Raw genomic sequence first — 25073 nt, forward strand, 5'->3', positions numbered from 1 at the left:
CTGCTTATTATGTCTGTGGCGCTGGAAACCTTAATGTGGTTTAAGCAAACTTAATATAACAAAAAAAGGTGGTTTGAAAGATGCGTGTAACCAACGGAATGCTGATTACTAACATGATGCGGGATTATGCGAGAAATATGCGGAATTTAGAGAAGCTGCAGAGCCAGCTTTCATCCGGCAAGAGGATCTTAAAGCCATCGGACGACCCTGTGGCTACCTCCAAATCGCTCAAGCTGAGGGCGGATCTGGCATATAACCAGCAGTATATAAGCAACGCCGATAATGCCATCTCATGGCTAGAGATTACCGAATCTGCGCTAAAGGATTTAGGGGACGTGCTTCACAGGGCCAGGGAGCTGGCGGTTCAGGCCAGCAATGGAACCCTTGCTCCCGAGGACAGGCTGGCCATAGCCGATGAGATCGAGCAGCTTCAGGGACATGTGGTGCAGGTGGGCAATGCCACCTATGCCGGACGGTACATATTTGCCGGATATAGAACAGATCAGCCGGCTTTTGTGGAGCAGGCAGGGCAGTTGGTATATCAGGGTGACAGCGGTAAGATAGCCTTTGAGATAGGCGTTGGCAACCGCATAGATATAAATGTGCTGGGTGGCAAAGGCGGTGCCGAGATAGACGAGATTTACGATGTGTTGGAACGGTTTAAAAACGATTTGAGGAGCGGTACCGGTGCCAATCTGGACAGCTACATAGGCGAGATAGACCAGCGCATGACACAGATATTGTCCCAGCGTTCGGCGGTGGGCGCGAAAGTAAATCGCTTTGAGCTGATACGCGCCAGGCTAAAAGAGGAGGAGATAAACTTCACAAACCTGCTTTCACAGAACGAGGACGTGGACATCGCCGAGGTTATAGTGCGGCTTAAAGAGGCAGAGAACGTGTACAGGGCATCGTTGGCGGCAGGCGCGCGGATCATCATGCCAACGCTTATAGATTTTTTGAGGTAGTTTTGTGGATTTTTAAGGTAGTTACTTACTGATTTACTCGCTTGGGAGGTCAATCTAGAATATTTTTAAGATGTACCGCAATTTTGCACGATTTAAGGAGTAAAGATATGCATTTGTGTATTACTACTACACCGGCTCTTATAGGGATTCGCACGCAGCCGAGCAGGGTGGAGATAAAAAGTTCCCAGCCTTTGGTGGAAATGAAACGTCAGCCACCAAGGCTTAATATGGAGACCGAACCCGTGAGGGTGCACATTGATCAGTACGAATGCTTTGCCGAGCTGGGGTATAAAAATTTTCTTGACCTTGCACGGGCTCAAGCTCAGAAAGGGTATCAGAGGCTGATGGAGTACATAGCCCAGACTGCGCAGGACGGCGACAGGCTTGCCGCCATAGAGCTGGGAGGGAACCCAATAGCTGACATTGCTAAGGAGAAGTCGTACCACATACCCGAGGCCGAATCCGTGAAGTTGCCATTTCCTAAGCCAAAATTCTATGTAACCGGTGGCGTGAGTATAGACTACCAGCCGGGCAAAGTTCATTTTAACGTCGTTGTACATCCTGTGAGATACAGGGTTACGCCCCATAAAGTAGAGATTTACATGCGGCAGTATCCGAGTATCACCATAGAATATGTGGGGCATTATATAGACAGGAGGGTGTAAAGTTGATCATCGAATCCAAGCACTTTGGCTATATTGAAATACCCGAGAAGGAAATCATACGGTTTCCTTACGGGCTTTATGGCTTTGAGGATATAAAGGAGTACGTGCTGCTGGGCAAGGTGGGGGATGATAACCCATTTATGTGGCTTCATGCTGTGCACAACCCGGATGTATGCTTTGTGGTCATAGACCCGTTTGTATTTAAAACGGACTATTCACCTTCAATAAATGAGGAGGTTTTGCATAAACTCGAGGTTGAGGATCCTACTGACATACGCTTTTTATCCATCGTCGTCATCCCGCATGACATGTCCAAGATGACTGCCAACTTGCAGGGGCCCATTGTGATAAATGCGAAGAAGAACATCGCCATGCAGGTGATACTGGACGATGAGAAGTATACGACCAAACATTATATACTGGAAGAAATGAAAAAAGGGGCATAGGGCCAAAGATAATTATGTCAATATGATATGACAGTATAATATGTAGCGTATAGTTTGTTTTAATGTGTGTTGTATTAAAAGAAGGATTGAATAAAGATAGAGGCATTAATAAGGCATTTTGGCAATTTTTAAGGGGAATAGGCGGTTTGATAGCAGTTAAATGATAGAGGTGGAGATATGCTGGTTTTAACCCGTAAGCCGGGCCAATCGGTTGTGATCGGCGGTAACATAGAGATGAAGATAATAGACATACAGGGAGATCAGGTCAGAATAGGGATAAATGCTCCAAAGGATATATCTATTCTGAGGAAGGAACTCATGGACGAGGTTAGGCAGGCCAATCGCGAGGCGGTGGTGGACAGGCCCAATGTTTCCCTTGAGGAGCTGAGCAGGGTGCTTAAAGAATAGTGAGGAGAAGATCTGAAAGAATGACGCTGGGGAGACATAGTAAAAATTTACTACATAATGGGTCAAAAAGTTCTACAAAATATAAAAATTTTTTGCTCAACCCCTAAAGTTTATGTAGAAGGTTGTCGATATATATGGGTGAAAACCAAAATTAAAGCTTTATCCTTTGCAGCGGCCGGGCAGAGGATGGGCTTTAAACAAAAAACTGCTGAAAAGGACTTCGGCGGAAATAAAAAATTCAGGGAGGAATGAGATATGAGGATTAATAACAACATTGCTGCTCTTAATACTTATCGTCAGTTGAGTTTTAACGTTATGAACGTTGGAAAGTCGATGGAAAAACTTTCATCAGGACTTAGAATTAACCGAGCAGGAGATGATGCAGCAGGGCTTGCAATTTCAGAGAAGATGAGAGCACAAATTAGAGGACTTGAACAAGCTTCAAGAAATGCACAAGACGCTATATCACTTATCCAAACTGCAGAAGGTGCATTAAATGAAACGCATAGCATTCTTCAAAGAATGAGAGAACTAGCAGTTCAAGCAGCAAATAGTACAAATGCGGGTGAGGATAGAGCAGCTATAGGTAAGGAAATTGAACAATTAAAAAATGAGATCAACAGAATAGCTTCACAAACACAATTTAATACAAAGAATCTGCTAACTGGAAGTGCAAAAGGGCTTGTATTTCAAATAGGAGCAAATAAGAACCAAACCATTACGTTGTCGATAGCAACTATGAATGTAAGTGCTTTGAGTATTAAGGGTATTTCAATTGCACCCACTACATCAGCAGGCTCTATAACTGGTATGCTTGCAACAATTGATACTGCAATAAATAAAGTTTCAGCAGAAAGAGCTAAACTTGGTGCATACCAAAATAGGTTAGAGCATACAATTGCTAACCTTGCAACATCAAGTGAAAACTTAACTGCAGCAGAATCAAGAATTAGGGATGTTGACATGGCTAAGGAAATGATGAACTTCACAAAGAATAATATTCTTGCTCAAGCTGCACAGGCAATGCTGGCTCAGGCAAATATGCAGCCACAGGCAGTTTTGCAGCTATTAAGATAGTAACTAGGCTGTGGTGGGAATATTAAGCAAGATGATATAATGTTAAAGGGGTCAAGATTTGACTCCTTTAACATTATAATTTTGGTTTTACAAATAATATTGTGTAGAACTTTTGGGGGACATTATGTGTACAAAAAATGTATTTATTGAAAAAAGTTTAGACGGATTAGATATCGTTAAGGCTGTAAAAGATGATAAAGCTGTATATCTCGGAAGTAAATATAATATGCAAAGGGAAATAGAGAAGTTTTTGGCTCAGTTAGATGATGAAAAAATAGACACTATTTTTGTGTTTGGATTGGGTACTGGTGAGCACATAAAAAAACTGTTAAGTAAAAATATAGTTGCTAAAGTTTATGTGTTTGAACCGGATGAGGATATATTTGAAAAGGTTAAAAATTCACAGATTTGTGATGAGATATTTAATACTGATGGTGTATATGTACGAAAATACGACAAAAATGAATTTGAAGTTTTAATTGATAATATTATAACTGAAGCTAATTTGGAATATTTTAAGATTATGTCTTTTGCAAATTATGGATTTGTCTTTGGTAAAGAATATAAAGATTTTTTATCAACAATAAAGAAAAAAGTTGTTCACACGAGAATAAATAAAAATACTAAATTTGTTTTTTCAGAGCTATGGTTTGATATATTTGTAAGAAATATGCTTAATTTAAAGAATGCTGTATGTGTCAATAGTTTAAAAAATATGTATAAAGGAAAAACTGCGGTAATTGTATCTGCAGGACCTTCTTTAGAAAAAAATGTTCATTTGTTAAAAGGCAAAGAAGATGGATTGATAATAATAACTGGTGGTAGGACACTAGGAACTTTACTTAAATATGAAATTAAACCGGATTTTTTGTGTGTAGTTGATCCTGTTGAAAAGACTTATAAACTGATGGAAAAATTTTTGTATCTGGATGTTCCTTTAATATTTTATGAAGGAACAAACGCTGATGTTGTTGAAAAGTATAAAGGGAAAAAAATTTTTTATGCAAAAGAATCCTTTGTAAAATATTTTTTAGGGAGAGACATTGATACTCTTTTAAGTGGGGGTTCTGTTGCTGTAACTTGTTTAGGATTAGCTATATATTTAGGATGTAAAAACATTATATTTATTGGACAAGATTTAGCTTTTACTAATGATAAGTTGCATGCTAGTAATGCTATTTTGGAGAGCGAGAAAAATGAAGTTAAAAAAGAGACAATTTTTGTTAAAGGGATTGACGGAAATCCTGTAAAAACAGATTATTCTTTAAATATGTTTAGAGAAACAATAGAGTCAATAATACAAGTGTATAGCGAACATAACTACATAAATGCTACTGAGGGTGGAGCGCATATTGAAGGTACTAAGGTTATGAGGTTAGAGGAAGCGATAAGTGAATTTTATTGCAGCGATTTACGTAAAAAAGAATTGGATTTGCAACCAGATGAATTTGATTATGATTTTATTTATGAAAAACTAAGTAATGCATTGAATGATTTTAAAGTTATTCAAGACAAATGTAAAGAGGGAATGAGAATAGTTAGAAATATCAGGGAAGAGAGTTTTCTAATAAACACAAGCTTAAAAAAGAAAATTACATCAAAGCTTAGGAAACTCGATAGTATCGATGATGAAATTAAAAAAAGGTTTGAAAATAATGGCTTCTCTAATTTAATCTTGTATCCCGTTACAATGGCTATATTGTCGGATATCGAAAATACCGTACTTGAAAGTGATCCCGAAGAGATTAAGTTAGAGAAAGCTTTAAATAGAAGTCATAACATGTATGAAAGCATATACAATAAGCTGGATGTTGCAATAAGGATTTTGGAAAACAGATTGAATGCGGGAGGAAGTTTTTCAAATGACAGATAATCAAAAGCTATATGAAGAGTTAAAGCCTTTGAGTGAAGAGGCCATCGAGGTTTCGGACAAATTGATTCAAAGGCTGAGAAATTTTGATATTAGTGTAGCGATGAACGATTTTATAAAGCTGAGCATAGTGGTGGAAAAAATAGTTAATTTAATTTATTTAGATGAAACCTTAAGACCTTATATATATGATATTAATTCAGTATTGAAAAATATGCTGGAAGCAATTGAAAATAAGGATTATTATTTGGTGAGTGATATAGTCGAATATGAATTATTGCCAAACTTGCATAAATTAACACAAAATTGAAGTTTTGTTCAAGTACTTGAGTTTTAAAATAAAGTTCACTGTTCAACTGCTGTACAAGAAGATACTTCTTTGGTGAAAGTTTATATAAATTACAAGGATGGCAGTCGATATGTTAAAATGGGTTTTACGAGCGTAGGTGTGAAAAAATGCAGGATTTGCTGATAAGGAAAACAGAAACCATACTGGATGCCATGAGAAAATTGGATATATGCGCGAAGAAAATACTTCTAGTGGTTGAAAACACTAAATTGTTAGGTGTTGTTACGGATGGAGACATTAGAAGATGGATTCTGAAGAATGGTAGTCTGGATGAAGAGGTTAGTAAGGTGATGAATACTAATCCTATAGTATTGCATTATAAAGATAAGAAAAAGGCTAAAAAATTAATGATAAAGCATAATGTAGAAGCTATACCGCTTGTGGATGATGAAGGAAATGTAAAATCAATAGTATTTTGGAATGACTTTGAATATGGGCAAAATAATAAAGAAAAAATAGATGTTCCTGTAGTTATTATGGCTGGTGGTAAGGGGACTAGGCTTCATCCGTATACTAAAATTTTGCCTAAACCATTAATACCAATTGGAGATATCCCTATAGTAGAGAGGATAATAAATAAGTTTTACGAATATGGCTGTACAAACTTTTATCTGACGGTGAATTATAAAAAGAATATGATAAAATCCTATTTTGGAGATTTGGAAAGAGATTATAATATAACTTATGTTGAGGAAGAAAAACCACTTGGTACCGCAGGTGGTTTATCGTTATTAAAGGATAAAATAAAGACTACGTTTTTTGTATCGAATTGTGATATTTTAGTTGATGCCGATTATGCTGATATCTTAAAACATCATAAAAAAAGTAGTAATAAAATCACTATGGTAACGTCTGTAAAACTTTTTGAGGTTCCTTTTGGTGTGATAGAATTGGATGAAAAAGGAAATGTTGCGAGGATAGTTGAAAAACCTAAACATTCATATTTGGTAAATACCGGGCTTTATGTGCTTGAGCCTGAAACGATATACGATATTCCAGAAAATCAGTATTTTGATTTACCTGCTCTCTATGAGTATTATTTAAAAAAAGGAGAGAAGGTAGGAATTTATCCAATAAGTGAGGCTTCTTGGATGGATATGGGACAAATGGATACTCTTCAGGATATGCTAAATAGGTTGAATATTGAGGATTGAAAGGAGTAAGAGATAATTGATTGACAATAAAAAAATTGTAGCGATAATACCTGCACGGGGTGGCTCAAAAGGAATTAAGAGAAAGAACATAAGAATATTAAACGGTAAACCTTTAATTTCTTATACAATTGAACAAGCATTGAAAAGCAAATATATTGATAGGGTAATTGTATCCACAGAAGATTTAGAAATTGCAGAAATTTCTAAGTCTTTTGGTGCTGAAGTGCCTTTTTTAAGACCGCAAGAACTTGCACAAGATGACACGCCGGGTATTGAACCAATTATCCATGCGGTAAATTATTTAAACAGTGAAGAAAAGTACTCCTTTGAGTATGTTATGTGTCTTCAATGTACTTGTCCATTGAGAAAGGTTGAAGATATCGATAATTCTATAGAAGAAATAAATGCCAAAAATGCTGATTCTCTAGTGAGCGTGTGTGAAAGTGAGGTAAATCCGTATTGGATGAAGGTAATCGAAGATGGGAAATTGGTGGATTTTATTAAAACGAATATTGCCTATGTAAGACGTCAGGATTTGCCCAAAGTTTATAGGCTGAATGGAGCCATATATTTAGCAAGGGCAGAGATAATTTTGAATAGAAAGACATGGTACACAGATAATACTATACCCTACATTATGGACAGGATTTCTTCTGTTGATATCGATGATGAAATGGATTTTAGGTACGTTGAATTTTTAATGAGTTATGAGGAGCATGGTGATATAAATGGAAGAATTGTTTCAAAATAATAGGTGTTTTATAATAGCAGAAGCAGGAGTTAATCATAATGGTTCTCTGGAATTAGCAACAAAACTAATCGATGAAGCGAAAGAAGCGGGTGCAGATGCTATAAAGTTTCAGACTTTTAGAACGGAAAATTTGGTAACTAAAGATGCTCCTAAGGCTGAATATCAGATGAACAATACGGGTGAGGGTACGCAATTTGAAATGCTAAAAAAACTAGAACTATCTTTAGAGGATCATATAAAGCTTAAAGAATATGCACAGCATAAGGGGATAATGTTTATTTCTACCCCATTTGATTTTGAAAGCGTTGATCTGCTCGAGAAGTTAGGTGTATTGATATACAAAGTAAGTTCGGGAGATTTGACCAATATTCCATTATTGAGATACATAGCTAAGTTTAAAAAGCCGATAATTTTATCGACAGGAATGGCTAATTTGGGTGAGGTGGAACTAGCGGTCAATGCTATAAAGGAGAAAGGGAACGATAATATAATTTTACTGCACTGTACATCGAACTATCCGACAGATTATGAAGATGTTAATCTAAAAGCGATGATAACTCTAAAGGATGCTTTTAAGTTACCTGTCGGTTATTCAGATCATACGACTGGTATTGAAGTTGCTATTGCTGCCGTCGCAATGGGGGCGAGGGTTATTGAGAAACATTTTACACTAGATAGAAATATGGAGGGGCCAGACCATAAAGCCTCATTAGATCCTATTGAATTTAGAAACATGGTTCAGAGCATAAGAAATATTGAGAAAGCATTGGGAGATGGGATAAAGCGTTGTAGTCGGAATGAGGAGAATACGAAGTTTTTTGCGAGAAGATGTATTGTTGCTAAACGTAAACTAAATGTTGGTGAAAAGGTAACTTATGAGAATATTCATTTTAAAAGGCCTGAAAAAGGGATTAGTCCAGTTTTTGTAGATATGATATTAAATAAGACAGTAATAAAAGAAATAGATAAAGATGAGCCAATTACTTTTGATAAATTAAGCGGGTGAGTGTATGCGTAAGATACTTGTGGTTACTGGTACAAGGGCTGAATATGGTTTGCTCTATTGGACGATGAAGAGAATTCAGGAAGATAATGATTTAAAATTGCAATTAATTGTTACAGGAAGTCACTTATGTCCGGAATATGGATATACAGTTGAACAAATAAGGCAAGATGGTTTTGTGATAGACGAAGAGATAGATATGCTTATAAGTTCAAAAAGTAAAAGCGCGATTGTTAAGTCTATGGGTATAGAATTAATTCAAATGGCACAGGCATTTGATAGATTAAAACCCGATATTTTATTGATTTTAGGTGATAGATATGAAACATTTATAGCCGCTACTTGTGCAATGATGATGAATGTGCCCATTGCACACATGAATGGTGGTGAATCCACAGAGGGAGCTGTTGATGAACAGATACGCCATGCTATAACAAAAATGGCTCACATTCATTTTGCTGGAACAGAGTACTACAGAGAAAGAATAATAAAGATGGGTGAGGAGCCATGGAGAGTTTTTAATGTGGGTCAACCTGGCATTGAAAATATTGTAAGAATGAAACTTTTTACTAAAGATGAGATATTGAATGAACTCAATATAAAACCTAATAATAAATTGATATTCTTAATTACCTATCATCCTGTTACCTTAGAGGTAGAAAATACAGAGAGACAGATAGATGAGTTGTTACAGGCTATAAAAAGATTTGATGCAAATTATATTTTTACTTATCCTAATGCCGATTTTGGTAGTAAAGTTATAATCGAGAAAATCAGTGAATTTGTGAGTCAAAGTGAGGATTCGTATTTGTTCTGCAACTTGGGGCAAAAGAAATATTTAAGTTTATTGAAACATTGTGATGTTGTGATTGGAAATTCGTCGAGTGGGATTATAGAAACACCTATATTTAAAAAACCTGTTGTTAATATTGGAGAGAGGCAGAAAGGTAGGCTGAGAGCTGATAATGTTATAGACTGTGATTATGATGAAAAAAGTATAACAGATGCTATAAATAAAGCCTTATACGATAGAGATTTTAAGATAAACCTAGACAAAGTTAACAATGTTTTTGGCGATGGAAATACGAGTGAGAGAGTAGTAAATATATTAAAAAATATAGAGTTAAATAAAAATTTGTTGCGAAAAAGATTGGCTTATTAAATTGGGTGATATCATGAAGAAAATAGTGCTTGTCGGTGGTGGAGGCCACTGTAAGGTTATTATTGATATAATAAGGAGTACAGCCGAATACGAAATTATAGGTATAACTGATAAAAACAACATAGGACAAGAAGTTTTGGGTGTGCCAATTATTGGTGATGATGAAATACTAGAGGAACTGAAAAATAAAGGTGTAGATTATGCTTTTATTTGTGTAGGAGCTATAGATAACATCCAAAAGAGATGGAAGATATACAACAAATTGAAAGAAATTGGATTTAAGATGCCGATTTTAATACATAAAGATGCGATAGTTTCAAGGTATGCTTTAATAGAAGAGGGGACATGCGTTATGCCCGGTGCAATAGTAAATTCATGTGCTTATATAGGTAAAAACTGTATAATAAATACTTCTAGCGTGATTGAACATGATTGTGTTATTGAAGCCAATACACATGTATCACCTAAAGCGGTCCTTGGAGGAGAAGTAAAAATAGGAGAGAATTCTCATATCGGAATGGGAAGCACGATAATTCAAGGGATAAGAATAGGTAATAACGTAACGATAGGAGCAGGGGCAGTTGTAATTAATGATATACCCGATAATAGTGTTGCCGTTGGTGTGCCGGCAAAAGTTGTAAGAACTAAACAACTGTAGAAGGAGAAGGTAATATGGAGTTAAAAAATAAGAGAGTTTTGGTAACAGGAGCAGACGGCTTTATTGGTAGCCATCTTACAGAAAGATTGGTGGAACTTGGTGCACAGGTAACTGCATTGGTGCAATATAATTCTTTTAACCATTGGGGATGGATAGATACGTTTGATAAAAACATAAAAGATAGTATAAACGTTGTAACAGGTGATATTAGGGAATATGATGGTATGAAAAAAATAATAAAAGGCCAAGAAGTGGTTTTTCATCTTGCGGCTTTAATTGCCATACCATACTCGTATGTATCTCCCATGGCTTATGTGAAAACAAATATAGAAGGGACAGTAAATATTTTGGAAGCATGTAGGGAATTTGGAGTCGAAAAGGTTATTCATACGTCTACTTCTGAAACTTATGGAACAGCAAAATATGTCCCTATAGATGAAAATCATCCTCTACAGGGTCAATCCCCATATTCTGCTTCAAAAATAGCTGCAGATAAGATGGCAGAAAGCTATTATAGAAGCTATGGTTTACCTGTGGTTATATTAAGACCGTTTAATACTTATGGACCTAGGCAATCGGCGAGGGCGGTTATACCTACTATAATAACTCAAATTTTAGCGGGGGTTAAAGAAATTAAATTGGGAAGTTTATCTCCAACAAGAGATTTTACCTATGTCAAGGATACTGTTGAGGCATTTATAAAAGTTGCTGAAGCAGATAATACTGTAGGCGAAGTTATTAACGCGGGTTCTAATTATGAAATATCAATTGGCAACTTAGCAAAAAAAATAATGAACCTTATGGGTGTTAATGTAGAGATTATATGTGATAAACAGAGAGTTAGACCTGAAAAAAGTGAGGTTAATAGATTATGGGCAGATAATACAAAAATCAGAAATTTAACTGGCTGGCAGCCAAGGTATTCTTTGGAAAAAGGATTAATGGAAACTATTGATTGGATAGAAAAGAATCATAGATATTATAAAAGCAATGTTTACAACATATAGTTGAACTTAAACTACAATGGATCGTTATAAGGAGAGAATGATATGATACCTCTTTGTGTGCCTGAAATTAGAGGAAATGAATGGAAATATATAAAGGAATGTTTGGATACCAATTGGGTTTCAACAGTTGGTAGTTATGTTGACAAGTTTGAAAGGGACTTCGCTGATTTCGTTAAGGCAAAAAATGCAGTGGCAACGGTAAATGGGACTTCTGCTTTACATCTTGCATTAAAGGTATTAGGTATAGGTGTTGGGGATGAGGTTATTGTACCATCTTTAACATTTGTTGCTCCTGTTAATGCTATAAAATATGTTGGAGCACAACCAGTTTTTGTTGATGTGTGTAGAGATACTTTTGTAATGGATGCGGATAAAATAGAAGAACTGGTTACCTCAAAGACAAAGGCCATCTTGCCTGTACATATATATGGCAATGCTGTAGATATGGACAAAGTTATGGAGGTTGCTAATAAATATAATCTTTTTGTAATAGAAGATGCGACAGAAAGTTTAGGAACTTTGTATAAAGGCAGATATACTGGGACAATAGGGCATATAGGATGTTTTAGTTTTAATGGAAATAAATTGATTACAACAGGGGCAGGGGGTATGTTGGTTACCAATGATGAAGAAATAGGAAAGAGAGCAAAATTTTTATCTACTCAGGCCAAGATTACCTTAGAGAACAGGGGATTTTATCATCCAGAGGTAGGGTATAATTACAGGATGCCTAATATTTTGGCTGCCATGGGATGTGCTCAGCTAGAAAATATTAACGAATATATAGAAATAAAGAGGAACAACGCAAAGATGTATACTGATTTACTTAAAGATATTAGAGGGATAACTTTACCAGTTGAAAAAGAAGGTATTCGACATGTACACTGGTTGTATTCAATTTTAATAGAAGATGAATTTCCTATATCAAGAGATGAATTAATTAAAAGAATGTTTCATGAGCAAATAGAAACAAGGCCGTTTTTTACACCAGTACATACTATGCCCGCTTATGTTAACTGTAGGCATGATGGACTAGAGACAACTATGGAAGTAAGTTTAAAAGGAATTAATTTGCCAAGCTCGGTCTCTCTTAAAATAGAAGAAATCGAAAAAATTTGTAGTATTATCAGGAAAATTGCTGAAGCAAAATAAAAAGTGTTTCTATGGGGAATATACAATTTCTCCTCCCTAAAGTTTTCTCCTTTCTTATCCGATATTATCTACAGAAGGTATTGAGAGGATATTGAATGGAAGGGAGAATACAAATGCGCGTGGAAAGCGTATCTACGATTACAACTGTAAAACCGGCACCGAAGGTTCAGCCTGAGTCCAAGAATATAGGCTTTAAAGAATCTGGCGATTTGAATAGACAGAAGGTTGACTCTTCATTGAATGGAAATGTATCACAGGATGATATCATGCAAGCCGTCAAACGGGCCAACAAGGCCCTTGAGGGTACAAACCGGCGCTTTGAATATTCCATCCATGATCAAACCAACACCATAATGATTAAAGTCATAGATACCGAAACCAATGAGGTGATACGTGAGATTCCCCCCGAGAAGATACTCAACTTGATCGCGAAGCTGTGGGAACTGGCCGGGATTATAGTGGACGAAAGGGTGTAAAAGCTACTGGCGTAATAGTGGACGAGAGGATATAAAAGGTAAGGACGTCATTGCCAACGAGGAGATAGTAAGAAGGTGTAGAAGGGCTACATGAAAGATTTGGGGGTGAAAGGATGCCTGTTGATTCTACCTACAGCACATACAGTACCGGTATGCTTCGCATAGGTGGGCTGGCTACCGGTCTTGATGTTGATTCCATCATCCAGGACTTGATGCGGATTGAGCAGATGAAGGTGGACAGGATAAAACAGGAAAGACAGCTGGTCGAGTGGCGTAAGGAAGCCTACAGGGAGATAACCAACCTTCTTCGGGCTTTCCAGGACGAGTTTTTCAACATTTTGAAAACTGATACATACATGCTTTCATCCAATACATATAAGACCTTTAACGTGACCTCCAACGCTGAAGAATATGTGACGGCAACGGCTAATGCCAGCGCCATGGAGGGAAGCTATACAATTACCGAAATTAGGAGCATAGCTACCCCTACTATTATAAAAGGAGCAACGGGGGTACTTCCCGATGGCAAGACCCTGGACAGTACGCTGGAGGAGTTGGGCTTTGCTCAGGTAGGCAGCACTGTTAAGTTTTCGATTAATGGAGAAGAGTTTTCCTTTAGCTCTAGTACCACAATGCGCCAGGTTATGAACGAGGTAAGTGCAAACCAGAATGCCGGGGTTAATTTCTTTTATTCCAGCATTGAAGGCAGGTTTATACTGCAGACAAAGAGTACAGGGGCGGCAACCAGCACTATTTCTATAAACGATGTTGAAGGTACATTCCTTGGAAATTTAGGACTGGTTGAGGCGAACAAGATAAACGGTACCGACGCGGTGGTGTATTTCCAAGAAATCGGCGGCAGCGGTACCATAGAGTGGCGAAGCAGTACCAACACATTCACCATCGACGGCGTTACCTATACGCTGAAGGCCGAAACCCCTGATGGGATGCCGCCCATTACCATCACCGTCGCGCAGGATGTGGATAAGGCATACAATGCCATAAAAAACTTCGTTGACAAGTACAATGAGCTCATCGATAAGATAAACGGCAAGCTCAATGAGGAGCGGTTCCGCGATTACCCGCCCTTAACCGATGCGCAGAAAAAGGAGATGAGCGAAAAGGAGATAGAGCTGTGGGAGCAGAAGGCAAAGAGTGGCCTGTTAAGAGGCGATTCCATACTTCAAAACATAGTGTACAGCATGCGCAGGGCTTTGAGCGATGCTGTGGAAGGTGTGGGTATAAACCTCTCATCAATTGGTATTACCACCGGCTCGTATTTCGAAAGGGGTAAGCTCCATATTGATGAGACCAAGCTGAAAGAGGCCTTGAGGAATAACCCCGAACAGGTGATGGAGCTTTTCATAAAGAAATCCAGCATCGATTATTCGCCCAATCTGGATTCTTCCTCGCGGACGCAGAGGTACAACGAATCGGGGCTTATGTACAGAATTTATGATATACTCATGGACAATATCCGTACTACCAGGGACAGCCAGGGCAGAAAGGGAATTTTGCTTGAAAAAGCCGGCATCGTGGGGGATATAACCGAGTTTCAAAACATGATGGATGAGGAGCTCAGAAGGCTGGATAAAAGAATAGATGCTGCTATGGAGGCACTGATAAGACAGGAAAACAGGTACTGGGAACAGTTTACGGCTCTTGAAAAGGCTATTCAGCAGATGAATATGCAGAGCATGTGGCTCATGCAGCAGCTTGGGCTTAATCAATATTAGGCGGGGTCGAATTAACACAGCTTACATTTGACAGAGTGTAAGCACCATTAGGGAAAAGAAGGCAGGTTGGGTCGTGATAGCTGGATTGAATATGTGTTGCAGTAACTTAAGATGGGCAATAAAGGATATAAATATAGCGATGGGGATTTATTAGGGTGTTTCCAAATAAGAAAGCGCCAGGCTGAGTACGGCGATTGAGTACGGCGGTGTGGCCGGATATTTAAGTTTTAAGGAGGAAATCTACTATGGCACTTAATAACCCGTATCAGCAGTACCAGCAGCAGAGCGTCATGACGGCAAGCCCGGGAGAGCTTCTGGTTATGCTCTACAACGGCTGCATACGGTTCATCAAGCAGGCGATAGAGTGCATAAACGGCAAGGACCTGGAGGGGGCGCACAAGGCTATAATAAGGGCGCAGGATATCATCCTTGAGTTTATGACCACCCTGGATATGAAGTATGAGGTGTCGCACAATTTGATGGCTCTTTATGATTACCTGCACAGGCGCCTTGTGGAGGCTAACACCAGGAAGGATGTGGCCGCACTGGAAGAGGTACTGGGGTTTGTGACCGAGCTTCGTGATACCTGGGCCGAGGCTGTGAAGATTACGCGAAAGCAGATATACAAAAAGGAGTAGGCGATAAGTTTGAATATGATGGAAGGCAATAAGCTTGAAATCAACCAAAAGGTCAATGAAAAGCTAGAGAAGCTGCTTGAGATTGCTGAGGCCAAAAAGCATCATATGCAGCGGATTTTGGAGCTCACCCAAAAGCAGTCCGGGGTTTTGTCGGCCGAGCAGGTAGATCAGCTGCTGGCATACATACAGGACAAGCAGGAGCATATCGATGCCATCAAGGCGCTAGATGAGGAGTTCAGCGATATCTTTGAAGAAATAAAGGAAAAGGTGCGCTCTGGCAGTTTCAAGGACGATAATCCGGAAGGGTATGATCTGTACGCCGGGCTTCGGGCAAGCGTCGGCGAAATAAAGGATATGGTGGAGGCTGTTTGCGCTCTTGAGACCCAGAACCAGAACAGGGTCCGTGAGGTTATACAGGATGTCAAGGCTAGGATAAGCAGTATAAACAGGGGCAAGAGGGGTTACAGCGCATACAAACAGCAGATGCCCCAGTCGGATGGTATATTTATTGACCAGAAAAAGTAGTGTTACGTTGCGGTAAAGGTGGGGCAAAAAATAAAAATTCATAGTTGCTTTTTTCACTGAGAGGGTATATAATGTATATAAATGCTCAATATTTGGTCCTTGGGTTCGACCCGAGTCCGTGACAACTGCGGTTATCCATAGGTTGCCTTCTGCGGTTTGAAGTGGTGCCGATGGATAGGATGCAGGCTATGACATGGCAGGCTGTAGAGCCTGGCGGTGAAAAGGGTGTCTTTTTGTTTTGTGTGGTCCATAGGTTTCCCGGCGGAAATAATCCCTATGGAAATTCATATCGGTGCACAAACGAGCCTGGGTCACTGGTCCCTCTACCCCCTGCTTTGATCATAGTTAAGGGATGGCATCTTTGGTGGATGAGGGTAGAAGGCCGGGACTCAGATGGCGAGTACAAAAAATATTATCAAAGCGAGGGGTTATTTCCATGTATAAGGACAAAGTTTTAGTGTGCAAAGATTGTGGTGCGGAGTTTGTTTTCACCGCAGGAGAGCAGGAGTTTTACGCGGAAAAGGGATTTCAGAATGAGCCTGTTCGCTGCAAGGCCTGCCGTGATGCCAGAAAGGCCAGCAGGAGGAACGGAGGGAATGGCAGAAGGGAGCTGTACGACGCAGTGTGTGCCGATTGCGGCGCGCCGACCAAGGTTCCATTTGTTCCGAGAAATGATAGACCGGTTTACTGCAGTGAATGCTATAAAAATCACAGATAAAAGTTGGCTGGTCAACAAGAGCTCTGGTGATACCAATCCAGAGCTTTTTTTGTTTGCCCTGCGTTTGTCGAAAATTGCGTTTCGGATACGTGTAAATAAATGGACATCCAGCCTTTATCCACAGAAAAAAGTGCCAAAAACGCAGTTATACACAGGGTTATCCACATTATCCACAGGCATTTTATTCACATATCCACAGAAAATGCAAAAGCGCACGAAAACTATGTGACATAATATGTCAAAATTTGAGGTATTTTTTGGTACATAAATATGCATTGATTTTTATTAAATATTCGTTTATAATTAACGAGACAAATATATATTGTAGTAGAAAGGGAATGGAGGAGATGTTTTAATGAAGCGTGTACTTATTTATATACTTGTCCTTACAGTAATCCTTTCATTCATGGGTTGCAGTACAAAAATCGATACCATGAAGCGCATAAAGGAGACCAACAAGATTATATGGGGCACCAATGCTGCTTTTGCGCCGTTTGAGATGAGACAGGGAGACGAGGTCATCGGCATCGATGCTGAAATCGCAAAGAGGATCGCCGATAAGCTGGGCGTGGAGCTGGTGGTTGAAGACATGGAGTTTGAGGCCTTGATGCCGGCGTTGACATCGGGAAAGATTGACTTTATAGCCGCCGGTTTTACTGTGAAGCCTGACAGAGCAGAACAGGTGCTGTTTACCGATACCTCCTTCAAAGCTGTACAGGTCATAATTGTAATGAAGGACAACCAGGAGATCAAAGGGCCCGAAGATTTAAAGGGTAAGAGGATTGGCGTACAGAACGCTACTACCGGCGATTTTGTTGCTTCCGAGATTGAGGGAGCCGAGGTCAAGCGCTACAATAACGGAATGGAAGCCGTGATGGACCTTAAGAACGGTAACATCGATGCTGTAATCATTGATGACCTGCCGGCTCGGATGCTGGCGGAGAAGAATCCGGAGGTAAAGATACTTGAGGAAAGCCCTTCGGAGGAAGAGGAGTATGCTCTGGCTGTGCGCAAAGGAGATACCGAGCTTCAGAAGGTCATCAACGAGGTGCTTGCCGAGATGAAGGAGAGCGGAGAGATAGAGGAGCTGGTAAAAAAGTATTCCCTTGGAGAATAATAAATCTGAGATTTGAAGCATGAGCTAGCATTGGGATGAGGCCTGTGCTAGCTTGTTTTTTGTAAAATTTAATCAAGAGGGAGAGAATATTGTGTTGGAGGGCGTATACAGGGTTTTATCTGATGCAATATACTTCAATCTGATCAGGGAAGACCGATACATGTTATTTGTAAACGGGCTTAAGGTGTCCATACAGCTTACTGTCTTTGCTGCAATAATAGGTGTTATAATAGGTCTTTTGATGGCTATAGCCAAGCTGACAAACAATAAAATATTGAACAGAATCGCCACTACCTATACCGATGTTATACGGGGCACCCCTTCAGTAGTTCAGCTAATTGTGATATACTATGCTATACTAGGGAGCAGTCAGCTTCCCAAATTGCTGGTGGCGTCGCTGGCCTTCGGCATAAACAGCGGGGCATACGTGACCGAGCTCATACGTGCCGGGATACAGGCCGTTGACAAGGGGCAGATGGAAGCCGCCAGGTCCCTGGGGCTGTCGTATTCTCAGGCCATGCGCTACGTCATAGTGCCCCAGGCTATAAAGAATATTTTACCCGCTCTGGTTAGTGAATTTATTGTGCTGCTTAAGGAGACGGCAGTTGCGGGGTATATCGCCCTGGATGACCTGACACGGGCCGGGACCATTGTACGCGGACGGACCTTTGACCCGTATACTCCATTTATACTGGTGGCGCTCATATACCTTTACATTACTTCGATGCTGACGGCCTTTATGGGCAGGCTGGAGAGGAGGCTCAGGCAAAGTGATTAAAGTGGTTGACCTGCACAAGTCCTTTGGCGACCTGGAGGTGCTGAAGGGCATAAACACCGAAATTCGAAAGGGAGAAGTGGTTTGCGTTATAGGGGCCAGCGGTTCGGGTAAAAGCACTTTCCTGCGCTGCCTGAACCTGCTGGAGGAGCCCACCAAAGGCGAGATATACATCGATGGAATTTCGCTCATGGAACACAAGAAGGATATCAACAAGCTGCGCCAGAAGGTGGGCATGGTGTTCCAGCAGTTCAACCTGTTTCCCCATATGACGGTGCTGGAGAACATCATGCTGGCGCCTGTGAAGGTAAAGAAGATGCCCGAGGAGGAGGCAAGGGGCAAGGCCATTGAGCTGCTTAGAAAGGTGGGCTTGTCGGATAAGGACAACGCCTATCCCAGCCAGCTTTCGGGAGGTCAAAAGCAGAGGGTGGCCATCGCGCGGGCTTTGGCCATGGACCCCGAGGTTATGCTGTTTGATGAGCCCACATCGGCGTTGGACCCCGAGATGGTGGGCGAGGTGCTGGCTGTGATGAAGCAGTTGGCCATGGAAGGCATGACCATGGTGGTGGTAACCCATGAGATGGGATTTGCGAGAGAAGTAGGGGACAGGATCCTCTTTATGGATGAGGGGGTTATTTTAGAGGAGGGCACGCCGGAAGAGCTGTTTGGCAATCCCAAGAAGGAGAGAACCCGTGCCTTCTTGAGCAAAGTTTTATAAAGGAGGAAGTGAATTGAGGTCTGCCAGAATAGTTTTTTGGTTAATCAGCATGCTGATCTTTGCACCCATTGTGGTGTTGAATGCCAAAGCCATATGGCGCAGATGGAAGGATAAACAGGTAAAGAGCGCATATGTTCGACTGGCTTTGACTATAATTGCGTGCGTGCTCATCGCGGTGTTCTTGTTATCGCTGTATCGGTTCACCCTGGGGTATCAGCTGCCGTTGGTGATGGAGCGCACCATTGACATATTCACCCAGCGCATAGAGGGCGACATAGATATGGCTACTTATAGGCAGATGATGCTGGATGCGGGCTTGGTGGATGTGGGATTCCGCCCTATACCTGAGGAGGATTTGAAGCAGGCAGGTTTTATAAAAGGCGAGAAGTATTCGGTGGCCATAAGCGAGCAGGCGTATGACAACGACGGCGATACGGCCGTTATGTATGCGCGCCATGAAGGGGGAGGACGAACAATTTACACAGCTGTAAGGTTTAAGTTTTACGACAATAAGTGGAAGGCGCTGGAGCACTGGGTTGTTTCTCAAGAGGAAGTACAAAAGATATCCGGGATAAGGTTTATTGAAATAAGGTCCTGATGTTGTGACGTTATTCTTGGGCTTTATATTTGGCGTATTTAAGTATCAGCTCGTCCAGTTCCTGGCTGAGCTTTATTACCTCCTGGTCATTTAAATTGAAATCTTTGGAATGGAGTAGCTTCTTCAAGGCTTCCCGCTTCTCTTCAATTTGCCTGATTAGCCATTGTTCGTCCATTTTTGCACCTCCTTTCCCTATATTGTGACACGTTCTCTACTACTGGTGAAAAAAAGTGACAAAATAATACGAAATAGTATAAATTATAACATTATTCAACAAAATGCAACATGCCTTTAAAAGGTGTTTGGCGTGGTTGGACAAGGGGTAAAAATTTAGTAGAAGGGCAAAAGAGGAATTCTTCATCTTTCCTCGAATAAGATAATTAGAAAAAGTAATTGGGAAAGGAGCTGGCCTTTTATGGTAATTAAGTTAACCGGTAAAAATGTAGCCATCACCGACGCTTTAAGGGAGCAGGTCAATAAAAAGGTGGGGAAGCTGGAAAAGTATTTTCCGGCTGATACCGAGGCGCAGGTGACCATGTCGGTTCAAAACTATCGCCACATCGTTGAAGTCACCATACCGTTCAACGGCCTGGTCATCCGAGCTGAGGAAGCCACCGATGACATGTACGCATCCATTGACAAGGTGCTGGATAAGCTTGAAAGGCAGATCCACAAGCACAAGACTAAGCTGGAGAGGAAGCTGAAAAACGGGGCGTTCAAATACGATGCTTCTGCTTTTGGCCAGCAGATAGAGCCCGAGGAAGAACAGCCCAGAGTGGTGAAGACCAAGAGATTCCCGCTAAAGCCCATGACGGTGGATGAGGCTATTCTGCAGATGGAGCTTTTAGGGCATAGCTTCTTTGTATTTACCAATGCCGACACCGAACAGGTCAACGTGCTTTACAAGCGCAAGGATGGCAACTACGGGTTAATTGAACCTGAATACATGTAGAAAAAAGGGAGCGATAAGCTCCCTTTTAATGTTGTACAGTTTTAGCTTAAAGCCGGCTTTTATTTATCGTTACTGTTTTCAAAAAAACGCCACAAATGGGGCGGTTTGCAAGCTTTTCTGAGCGCATTCCGTGAAATCCTTGAATATTGTTTGAATAAGTGTTAAAATTAAATGGTTATAAACTCATGTAAATGATTGCGCTCCTTGAATGTAGCGCGTATCGAGGTGTTGATGGCATATGGTTTCGTTTTTGAAGAAATTGCTGGGTGATAGCAACGAGAGGGAGATAAAAAGGCTTGAGAAGATAGTTGACAGGATAGAGGCTCTTGAACCTGCCGTGCAGGTGCTATCCGACAGCCAGCTTAGGGAAAAGACGCAGGAGTTTAAAAGAAGGCTGGCTGATGGCCAGACTCTGGATGACTTGCTGCCCGAGGCCTTTGCGGTGGTGCGCGAGGCAGCCAGGCGGGTGCTGGGCATGAGGCATTTCAGGGTTCAGCTGCTGGGTGGCATAGTGCTCCATCAGGGCAGGATCGCCGAGATGAAGACCGGCGAGGGCAAAACCCTAGTGGCTACTCTGCCGGCATATTTAAACGCCCTGACCGGCAAGGGGGTGCACATCGTCACAGTCAACGATTATCTGGCCCGGCGCGACAGCGAGTGGATGGGCAAAATATATCGTTTTCTGGGGCTGTCGGTGGGGCTTATAGTACATGGCTTATCGCCCGAGCAGCGCCGGAAGAGCTATGCGGCCGATATCACCTATGGCACAAACAACGAGTTCGGTTTTGACTACCTGCGGGATAACATGGTCATATACAAGGAGGACATGGTTCAGCGGGAGCTCAACTATGCTATAATCGACGAGGTGGACTCGATACTGATAGACGAAGCGCGCACTCCCCTTATCATTTCGGGGCCGGCCGAAAAATCCACCGACCTGTATTATCACGCCAACCGCTTTGTGCTGCAGCTTAAAAAAGATGTGGACTATGAGGTGGACGAAAAGGCCCACACGGTGCACCTGACGGAAGAGGGCGTTGCAAAGGCTGAAAAGTTTTTTGGGGTGGAAAACCTGGCAGATCCCGAGAACATTACGCTGTCCCATCACATAAAGCAGGCGCTTAAAGCCCATGCGCTCATGAAGCGGGACAGGGACTATGTGGTCAAGGACGGCCAGGTCATAATAGTGGATGAGTTTACCGGCAGGCTCATGATGGGCAGGCGGTACAGCGATGGGTTGCACCAGGCCATAGAGGTTAAAGAAGGGGTGAAGGTGGAGCGGGAGAGCAAGACGCTGGCCACCATCACCTTCCAGAACTATTTCCGCATGTACAAGAAGCTGGCCGGCATGACGGGTACGGCCAAGACCGAGGAAGAGGAATTCAAGACCATCTATGGCCTGGACGTGGTGGTCATCCCCACCAATAAGCCCATGATTCGAAAGGACTACAACGACGTGATTTATCTGACGAAGGAAGCCAAGTTCAGGGCAGTGGTGGAGGAGATAGCCCAGCGCTATGCCGTGGGCCAGCCGGTGCTTGTGGGTACGGTATCCATTGAAACTTCCGAGCTGCTCAGCGAGATGCTCAAGCGGCGCGGTATTCCCCATCAGGTGCTGAATGCCAAGTATCATGAAAAGGAGGCCGAGATAATAGCCCAGGCTGGCAAGTATAAGGCCGTCACCATTGCCACAAACATGGCCGGCCGGGGTACCGACATACTGTTGGGCGGCAACCCTGAATTCATGGCCAAAAAAGAAATGCGCAAGATGGGGTATTCCGAGGAGCTGATAAACCGTGCAACCGGCTTTGAAGAGGTGGACGATCCTGAGGTGCTGGAGGCCCGGAAGGTTTACAGGGAGCTGTATGACAAATTTAAAGTTGAAACCGATAAAGAGAGGGAAAAAGTGGTTGCCTTAGGTGGCCTTCACGTAATCGGTACCGAACGCCACGAGAGCCGGCGCATTGACAACCAGCTCCGGGGCCGCGCCGGACGTCAGGGGGACCCGGGCTCCTCGCGGTTTTATATATCCCTAGAAGATGACCTGATGCGCCTGTTCGGCTCCGACAAGATAAAGTCCATAGTGCAGGCCCTCAAGATCGATGAAGACCAGCCCATAGAATATGGCCTTTTGTCTAAACAGATCGAGCAGGCGCAGAAGAGGGTGGAGGCGCGGAACTTCGATATCCGTAAGCACGTTCTGCAGTATGACAACGTCATGAACGTTCAGCGCGAGGTCATTTACAGCCAGAGGCGCAGGGTCCTGGAGGGCGAAAACCTCAGGGATGCCATCATGGAGATGGTTGCAACTGTGGTGGAAAACGCCATATCTATGTATACCGGAGGGGTTGATCACCCAGAGGAATGGAACATCCGCGGCCTTATAGAGTATCTTGAGGAGCTGTTCCTGCCCAGGGGTTCGGTAGTCATCCGGGACGGCGAAATTCCCGGGTTGACCCGCGAATCGCTGAAGGCCAAAATTATGGAGGTGGCAGAGGCCACCTATCGCAAGCTGGAAGAGGAAAACGGTCCTGAAAACATGCGCGAGGCCGAAAGGGTAATACTGCTGCGCGTGGTGGATAAGAAATGGATGGACCACATAGACAACATGGAACAGCTCCGGCAGGGCATAGGGCTTCGCGCTTATGGCCATAGAGACCCAGTGGTTGAATACCAGATAGAAGGGTATGAGATGTTCGAGGAGATGATACGCAGCATCCAGGAAGAGACGATATCGCTGCTGTATCGCCTTAAGATCAAGGATAACATGCCCAAACGGGAGAAGGTGGCCGAACCGGTCACTGCCACCCACGGTGAGGTTGTAAGAAAACCGGTGGTGAGAGGCGAGAAGATAGGGCGGAACGATCCATGTCCCTGCGGAAGCGGCAAAAAATATAAAAAGTGCTGTGGCCGCGCCGTTTGAGCGCACCACAGCCAAGTAAAAAATCTTTGAGAAAGGGGATGATAGAGTGGTTGAGCTTGAAAACGCAAGATTTGAGCTGAAATCGATAAAGGATACACTCGCTAGAATAGGTGATTCACTTTGACATATCGGGCTGTGAGCACAAGATAAAAGAGCTGGAGCAGTCCATGAATGATCCTGAGTTTTGGAACGACCTGGAGCGCTCTCAAAAAGTAAACCGTGAGATAAAGGCTTTAAAGAATAAGGTTGAAAGGTTCAAAAAGCTCTGGTCCAAAATCGAGGACCTGGAGGTTCTCATAGAGTTGGCGTTGGAGGAACAGGACTATTCGGTAACGGATGAGGTGAGCAGCAGTCTCCGCCAGTTAGATAAAGAGGTTAATGCTTTTAATATGGAGACGCTGCTCAGCGGGCCTTATGACCGAAACAACGCCATCGTATCCCTCCACGCGGGAGCGGGCGGCACCGAAGCCATGGACTGGGTGGCTATGCTGTTCCGCATGTACACCCGGTGGTGCGAGGACAAGGGATACGAGGTCAAGGTTTTGGATATGCTGCCGGGAGAAGAGGCCGGTGTAAAGAGCGTCACTTTCCATGTTATTGGCCCCAATGCCTACGGCTATTTAAGGTGCGAGAGGGGAGTACACCGCCTGGTGAGGATCTCGCCATTTGACGCTTCGGGGCGGCGGCATACTTCCTTTGCATCGGTGGATGTAATGCCGGAACTTGAGGATGACACCGAGATAGAGATTCGTCCTGAGGATCTGCGCATAGACACTTACAGGGCTAGCGGTGCAGGTGGCCAGCACGTCAATAAGACCGAGTCGGCGGTGCGCATAACCCACATTCCAACGGGGATTGTGGTGCAGTGCCAGAACGAGCGCTCGCAGATTCAAAACCGCGAGACGGCCATGAAGATGCTGAAAGCACGGCTGCTGGAGCTTAAGGAAAGGGAACAGGAGGAAAAGCTCAGGCAGCTTAAGGGCGAGGTGAAGAAGATAGAGTGGGGGAGCCAGATAAGGTCGTATGTATTTCACCCGTATAACCTGGTAAAGGATCACCGTACAGGGGTTGAGACCGGCAACATTCAGGCGGTCATGGACGGAGAGCTTGACCAGTTTATAAACGCCTATTTGCTGGCCAATGCCTCTTGAAGCTGCTGGCCATCCCCTGTTTATTTTTTTATCTGCTCAGATAGTATTGGTTGTGATATATGGTGTCATTATAATGTAT

28 protein-coding genes are annotated in these 25073 nt (G+C 42.3%); 27 read left to right on the forward strand and 1 reads right to left on the reverse strand.

The window, feature by feature from the left end; all coding sequences use genetic code 11:
* The first annotated feature begins 80 nt into the window (after window positions 1–80).
* The 24 genes from flgL (at window position 81) to KVG29_RS04600 (ending at window position 19968) form a co-directional block, all read left to right on the forward strand.
* On the forward strand, window positions 81–965 hold the full coding sequence (gene flgL, locus KVG29_RS04485) for a flagellar hook-associated protein FlgL (RefSeq protein WP_252226897.1): 885 nt from the start codon (window positions 81–83) through the stop codon (window positions 963–965).
* Window positions 966–1072: 107 nt separating this feature from the next.
* On the forward strand, window positions 1073–1630 hold the full coding sequence (locus KVG29_RS04490) for a DUF6470 family protein (protein WP_252226899.1): 558 nt from the start codon (window positions 1073–1075) through the stop codon (window positions 1628–1630).
* A gap of 2 nt (window positions 1631–1632) precedes the next feature.
* Window positions 1633–2076 (forward strand): flagellar assembly protein FliW, encoded by a 444-nt coding sequence (fliW, locus tag KVG29_RS04495; RefSeq protein ID WP_252226903.1) that lies wholly within the window; start codon window positions 1633–1635, stop codon window positions 2074–2076.
* A gap of 177 nt (window positions 2077–2253) precedes the next feature.
* Window positions 2254–2484, forward strand: coding sequence for a carbon storage regulator CsrA (csrA, locus tag KVG29_RS04500; protein WP_252226905.1), 231 nt, complete (start codon window positions 2254–2256; stop codon window positions 2482–2484).
* A gap of 57 nt (window positions 2485–2541) precedes the next feature.
* Complete coding sequence (locus KVG29_RS04505; protein WP_252226906.1) at window positions 2542–2736, forward strand: hypothetical protein; 195 nt, start codon at window positions 2542–2544, stop codon at window positions 2734–2736.
* Window positions 2737–2739: 3 nt separating this feature from the next.
* The gene (gene hag, locus KVG29_RS04510; protein WP_252226912.1) at window positions 2740–3561 is read left to right on the forward strand and encodes a flagellin Hag; all 822 of its coding nucleotides are present in this window, start codon (window positions 2740–2742) and stop codon (window positions 3559–3561) included.
* A 124-nt stretch (window positions 3562–3685) separates the two neighbouring features.
* Window positions 3686–5434, forward strand: a complete 1749-nt coding sequence (locus KVG29_RS04515; protein WP_252226914.1) for a motility associated factor glycosyltransferase family protein — start codon at window positions 3686–3688, stop codon at window positions 5432–5434.
* Window positions 5424–5741, forward strand: a complete 318-nt coding sequence (locus tag KVG29_RS04520; RefSeq protein ID WP_252226915.1) for a hypothetical protein — start codon at window positions 5424–5426, stop codon at window positions 5739–5741. The genes KVG29_RS04515 and KVG29_RS04520 overlap by 11 nt, the downstream gene beginning before the upstream one ends.
* Before the next feature lie 146 nt (window positions 5742–5887).
* Entirely contained in the window at window positions 5888–6934 is a 1047-nt protein-coding gene (locus tag KVG29_RS04525) for a nucleotidyltransferase family protein (RefSeq protein WP_252226916.1), read from the forward strand.
* A 16-nt stretch (window positions 6935–6950) separates the two neighbouring features.
* Window positions 6951–7685: an acylneuraminate cytidylyltransferase family protein gene (locus KVG29_RS04530; protein ID WP_252226918.1), complete on the forward strand. Its 735-nt coding sequence runs from the start codon at window positions 6951–6953 to the stop codon at window positions 7683–7685.
* Window positions 7663–8691: an N-acetylneuraminate synthase gene (gene neuB, locus KVG29_RS04535; protein ID WP_252226919.1), complete on the forward strand. Its 1029-nt coding sequence runs from the start codon at window positions 7663–7665 to the stop codon at window positions 8689–8691. The genes KVG29_RS04530 and neuB overlap by 23 nt, the downstream gene beginning before the upstream one ends.
* A 4-nt stretch (window positions 8692–8695) precedes the next feature.
* Window positions 8696–9850: a UDP-N-acetylglucosamine 2-epimerase gene (neuC, locus tag KVG29_RS04540; RefSeq protein ID WP_252226921.1), complete on the forward strand. Its 1155-nt coding sequence runs from the start codon at window positions 8696–8698 to the stop codon at window positions 9848–9850.
* 13 nt (window positions 9851–9863) lie between these two features.
* On the forward strand, window positions 9864–10508 hold the full coding sequence (locus KVG29_RS04545) for an acetyltransferase (RefSeq protein WP_252226922.1): 645 nt from the start codon (window positions 9864–9866) through the stop codon (window positions 10506–10508).
* 14 nt (window positions 10509–10522) lie between these two features.
* Complete coding sequence (locus tag KVG29_RS04550; protein WP_252226924.1) at window positions 10523–11515, forward strand: NAD-dependent 4,6-dehydratase LegB; 993 nt, start codon at window positions 10523–10525, stop codon at window positions 11513–11515.
* Window positions 11516–11557: 42 nt separating this feature from the next.
* Window positions 11558–12667 carry a LegC family aminotransferase gene (locus tag KVG29_RS04555; protein WP_252226927.1) on the forward strand — a complete coding sequence of 370 codons (1110 nt, stop codon included), beginning with the start codon at window positions 11558–11560 and terminating at the stop codon, window positions 12665–12667.
* A 95-nt stretch (window positions 12668–12762) separates the two neighbouring features.
* Window positions 12763–13143 (forward strand): flagellar protein FlaG, encoded by a 381-nt coding sequence (locus KVG29_RS04560; RefSeq protein WP_252226928.1) that lies wholly within the window; start codon window positions 12763–12765, stop codon window positions 13141–13143.
* A gap of 113 nt (window positions 13144–13256) precedes the next feature.
* The gene (gene fliD / locus KVG29_RS04565; RefSeq protein ID WP_252226929.1) at window positions 13257–14879 is read left to right on the forward strand and encodes a flagellar filament capping protein FliD; all 1623 of its coding nucleotides are present in this window, start codon (window positions 13257–13259) and stop codon (window positions 14877–14879) included.
* Between the two features lie 245 nt (window positions 14880–15124).
* Window positions 15125–15517 carry a flagellar export chaperone FliS gene (gene fliS, locus KVG29_RS04570; protein WP_025747915.1) on the forward strand — a complete coding sequence of 131 codons (393 nt, stop codon included), beginning with the start codon at window positions 15125–15127 and terminating at the stop codon, window positions 15515–15517.
* A gap of 15 nt (window positions 15518–15532) precedes the next feature.
* Entirely contained in the window at window positions 15533–16042 is a 510-nt protein-coding gene (gene flgN, locus KVG29_RS04575) for a flagellar export chaperone FlgN (RefSeq protein WP_252227024.1), read from the forward strand.
* 436 nt (window positions 16043–16478) lie between these two features.
* A complete protein-coding gene (locus tag KVG29_RS04580) occupies window positions 16479–16760 on the forward strand; it encodes a zinc-ribbon domain containing protein (RefSeq protein WP_252226930.1) in 282 nt (93 codons plus the stop codon).
* A 355-nt stretch (window positions 16761–17115) separates the two neighbouring features.
* The gene (locus KVG29_RS04585; protein WP_252226932.1) at window positions 17116–17877 is read left to right on the forward strand and encodes a basic amino acid ABC transporter substrate-binding protein; all 762 of its coding nucleotides are present in this window, start codon (window positions 17116–17118) and stop codon (window positions 17875–17877) included.
* A gap of 91 nt (window positions 17878–17968) precedes the next feature.
* Window positions 17969–18655, forward strand: a complete 687-nt coding sequence (locus KVG29_RS04590) for an amino acid ABC transporter permease (protein WP_338084615.1) — start codon at window positions 17969–17971, stop codon at window positions 18653–18655.
* Entirely contained in the window at window positions 18648–19370 is a 723-nt protein-coding gene (locus tag KVG29_RS04595) for an amino acid ABC transporter ATP-binding protein (RefSeq protein ID WP_252226934.1), read from the forward strand. The genes KVG29_RS04590 and KVG29_RS04595 overlap by 8 nt, the downstream gene beginning before the upstream one ends.
* A gap of 13 nt (window positions 19371–19383) precedes the next feature.
* Complete coding sequence (locus KVG29_RS04600; protein WP_252226935.1) at window positions 19384–19968, forward strand: hypothetical protein; 585 nt, start codon at window positions 19384–19386, stop codon at window positions 19966–19968.
* 10 nt (window positions 19969–19978) lie between these two features.
* Here KVG29_RS04600 and KVG29_RS04605 read toward each other — a convergent pair whose 3' ends face one another.
* Window positions 19979–20143 (reverse strand): aspartyl-phosphate phosphatase Spo0E family protein, encoded by a 165-nt coding sequence (locus KVG29_RS04605; RefSeq protein ID WP_252226937.1) that lies wholly within the window; start codon window positions 20141–20143, stop codon window positions 19979–19981.
* A 240-nt stretch (window positions 20144–20383) separates the two neighbouring features.
* On the opposite strand from KVG29_RS04605, the gene hpf reads away from it, so the two are divergent.
* From hpf to prfB, 3 genes are all read left to right on the forward strand, one after another.
* Entirely contained in the window at window positions 20384–20920 is a 537-nt protein-coding gene (gene hpf, locus KVG29_RS04610) for a ribosome hibernation-promoting factor, HPF/YfiA family (protein ID WP_252226939.1), read from the forward strand.
* Window positions 20921–21158: 238 nt separating this feature from the next.
* On the forward strand, window positions 21159–23843 hold the full coding sequence (secA, locus tag KVG29_RS04615) for a preprotein translocase subunit SecA (RefSeq protein ID WP_252226941.1): 2685 nt from the start codon (window positions 21159–21161) through the stop codon (window positions 23841–23843).
* Window positions 23844–23889: 46 nt separating this feature from the next.
* Window positions 23890–24994, forward strand: a protein-coding gene (prfB, locus tag KVG29_RS04620) for a peptide chain release factor 2 (RefSeq protein WP_252226942.1) whose coding sequence is annotated in 2 segments (ribosomal slippage) — window positions 23890–23964 and window positions 23966–24994 — 1104 coding nt in all. Because the reading frame shifts where the segments join, the coding sequence is not laid out codon by codon here.
* The last annotated feature ends 79 nt before the right edge of the window (window positions 24995–25073 follow it).

The organism is Caldicoprobacter algeriensis (assembly GCF_023838525.1).
In the GTDB taxonomy this organism is placed as follows: domain Bacteria; phylum Bacillota; class Clostridia; order Caldicoprobacterales; family Caldicoprobacteraceae; genus Caldicoprobacter; species Caldicoprobacter algeriensis.

Coding starts and splice junctions, on each gene's coding strand:
- csrA (WP_252226905.1), top strand. CDS start 2,254: ATGCTGGTTTTAACCCGTAAGCCGGGCCAATCGGTTGTGATCGGCGGT.
- fliS (WP_025747915.1), top strand. CDS start 15,125: ATGGCACTTAATAACCCGTATCAGCAGTACCAGCAGCAGAGCGTCATG.
- hag (WP_252226912.1), top strand. CDS start 2,740: ATGAGGATTAATAACAACATTGCTGCTCTTAATACTTATCGTCAGTTG.
- KVG29_RS04515 (WP_252226914.1), top strand. CDS start 3,686: ATGTGTACAAAAAATGTATTTATTGAAAAAAGTTTAGACGGATTAGAT.
- KVG29_RS04580 (WP_252226930.1), top strand. CDS start 16,479: ATGTATAAGGACAAAGTTTTAGTGTGCAAAGATTGTGGTGCGGAGTTT.
- secA (WP_252226941.1), top strand. CDS start 21,159: ATGGTTTCGTTTTTGAAGAAATTGCTGGGTGATAGCAACGAGAGGGAG.
- KVG29_RS04520 (WP_252226915.1), top strand. CDS start 5,424: ATGACAGATAATCAAAAGCTATATGAAGAGTTAAAGCCTTTGAGTGAA.
- KVG29_RS04545 (WP_252226922.1), top strand. CDS start 9,864: ATGAAGAAAATAGTGCTTGTCGGTGGTGGAGGCCACTGTAAGGTTATT.
- KVG29_RS04550 (WP_252226924.1), top strand. CDS start 10,523: ATGGAGTTAAAAAATAAGAGAGTTTTGGTAACAGGAGCAGACGGCTTT.
- neuC (WP_252226921.1), top strand. CDS start 8,696: ATGCGTAAGATACTTGTGGTTACTGGTACAAGGGCTGAATATGGTTTG.
- fliD (WP_252226929.1), top strand. CDS start 13,257: ATGCCTGTTGATTCTACCTACAGCACATACAGTACCGGTATGCTTCGC.
- KVG29_RS04585 (WP_252226932.1), top strand. CDS start 17,116: ATGAAGCGTGTACTTATTTATATACTTGTCCTTACAGTAATCCTTTCA.
- KVG29_RS04555 (WP_252226927.1), top strand. CDS start 11,558: ATGATACCTCTTTGTGTGCCTGAAATTAGAGGAAATGAATGGAAATAT.
- KVG29_RS04525 (WP_252226916.1), top strand. CDS start 5,888: ATGCAGGATTTGCTGATAAGGAAAACAGAAACCATACTGGATGCCATG.
- KVG29_RS04560 (WP_252226928.1), top strand. CDS start 12,763: ATGGAAGGGAGAATACAAATGCGCGTGGAAAGCGTATCTACGATTACA.
- flgN (WP_252227024.1), top strand. CDS start 15,533: ATGATGGAAGGCAATAAGCTTGAAATCAACCAAAAGGTCAATGAAAAG.
- hpf (WP_252226939.1), top strand. CDS start 20,384: ATGGTAATTAAGTTAACCGGTAAAAATGTAGCCATCACCGACGCTTTA.
- KVG29_RS04605 (WP_252226937.1), bottom strand. CDS start 20,143: ATGGACGAACAATGGCTAATCAGGCAAATTGAAGAGAAGCGGGAAGCC.
- KVG29_RS04505 (WP_252226906.1), top strand. CDS start 2,542: ATGGGTCAAAAAGTTCTACAAAATATAAAAATTTTTTGCTCAACCCCT.
- flgL (WP_252226897.1), top strand. CDS start 81: ATGCGTGTAACCAACGGAATGCTGATTACTAACATGATGCGGGATTAT.
- neuB (WP_252226919.1), top strand. CDS start 7,663: ATGGAAGAATTGTTTCAAAATAATAGGTGTTTTATAATAGCAGAAGCA.
- KVG29_RS04490 (WP_252226899.1), top strand. CDS start 1,073: ATGCATTTGTGTATTACTACTACACCGGCTCTTATAGGGATTCGCACG.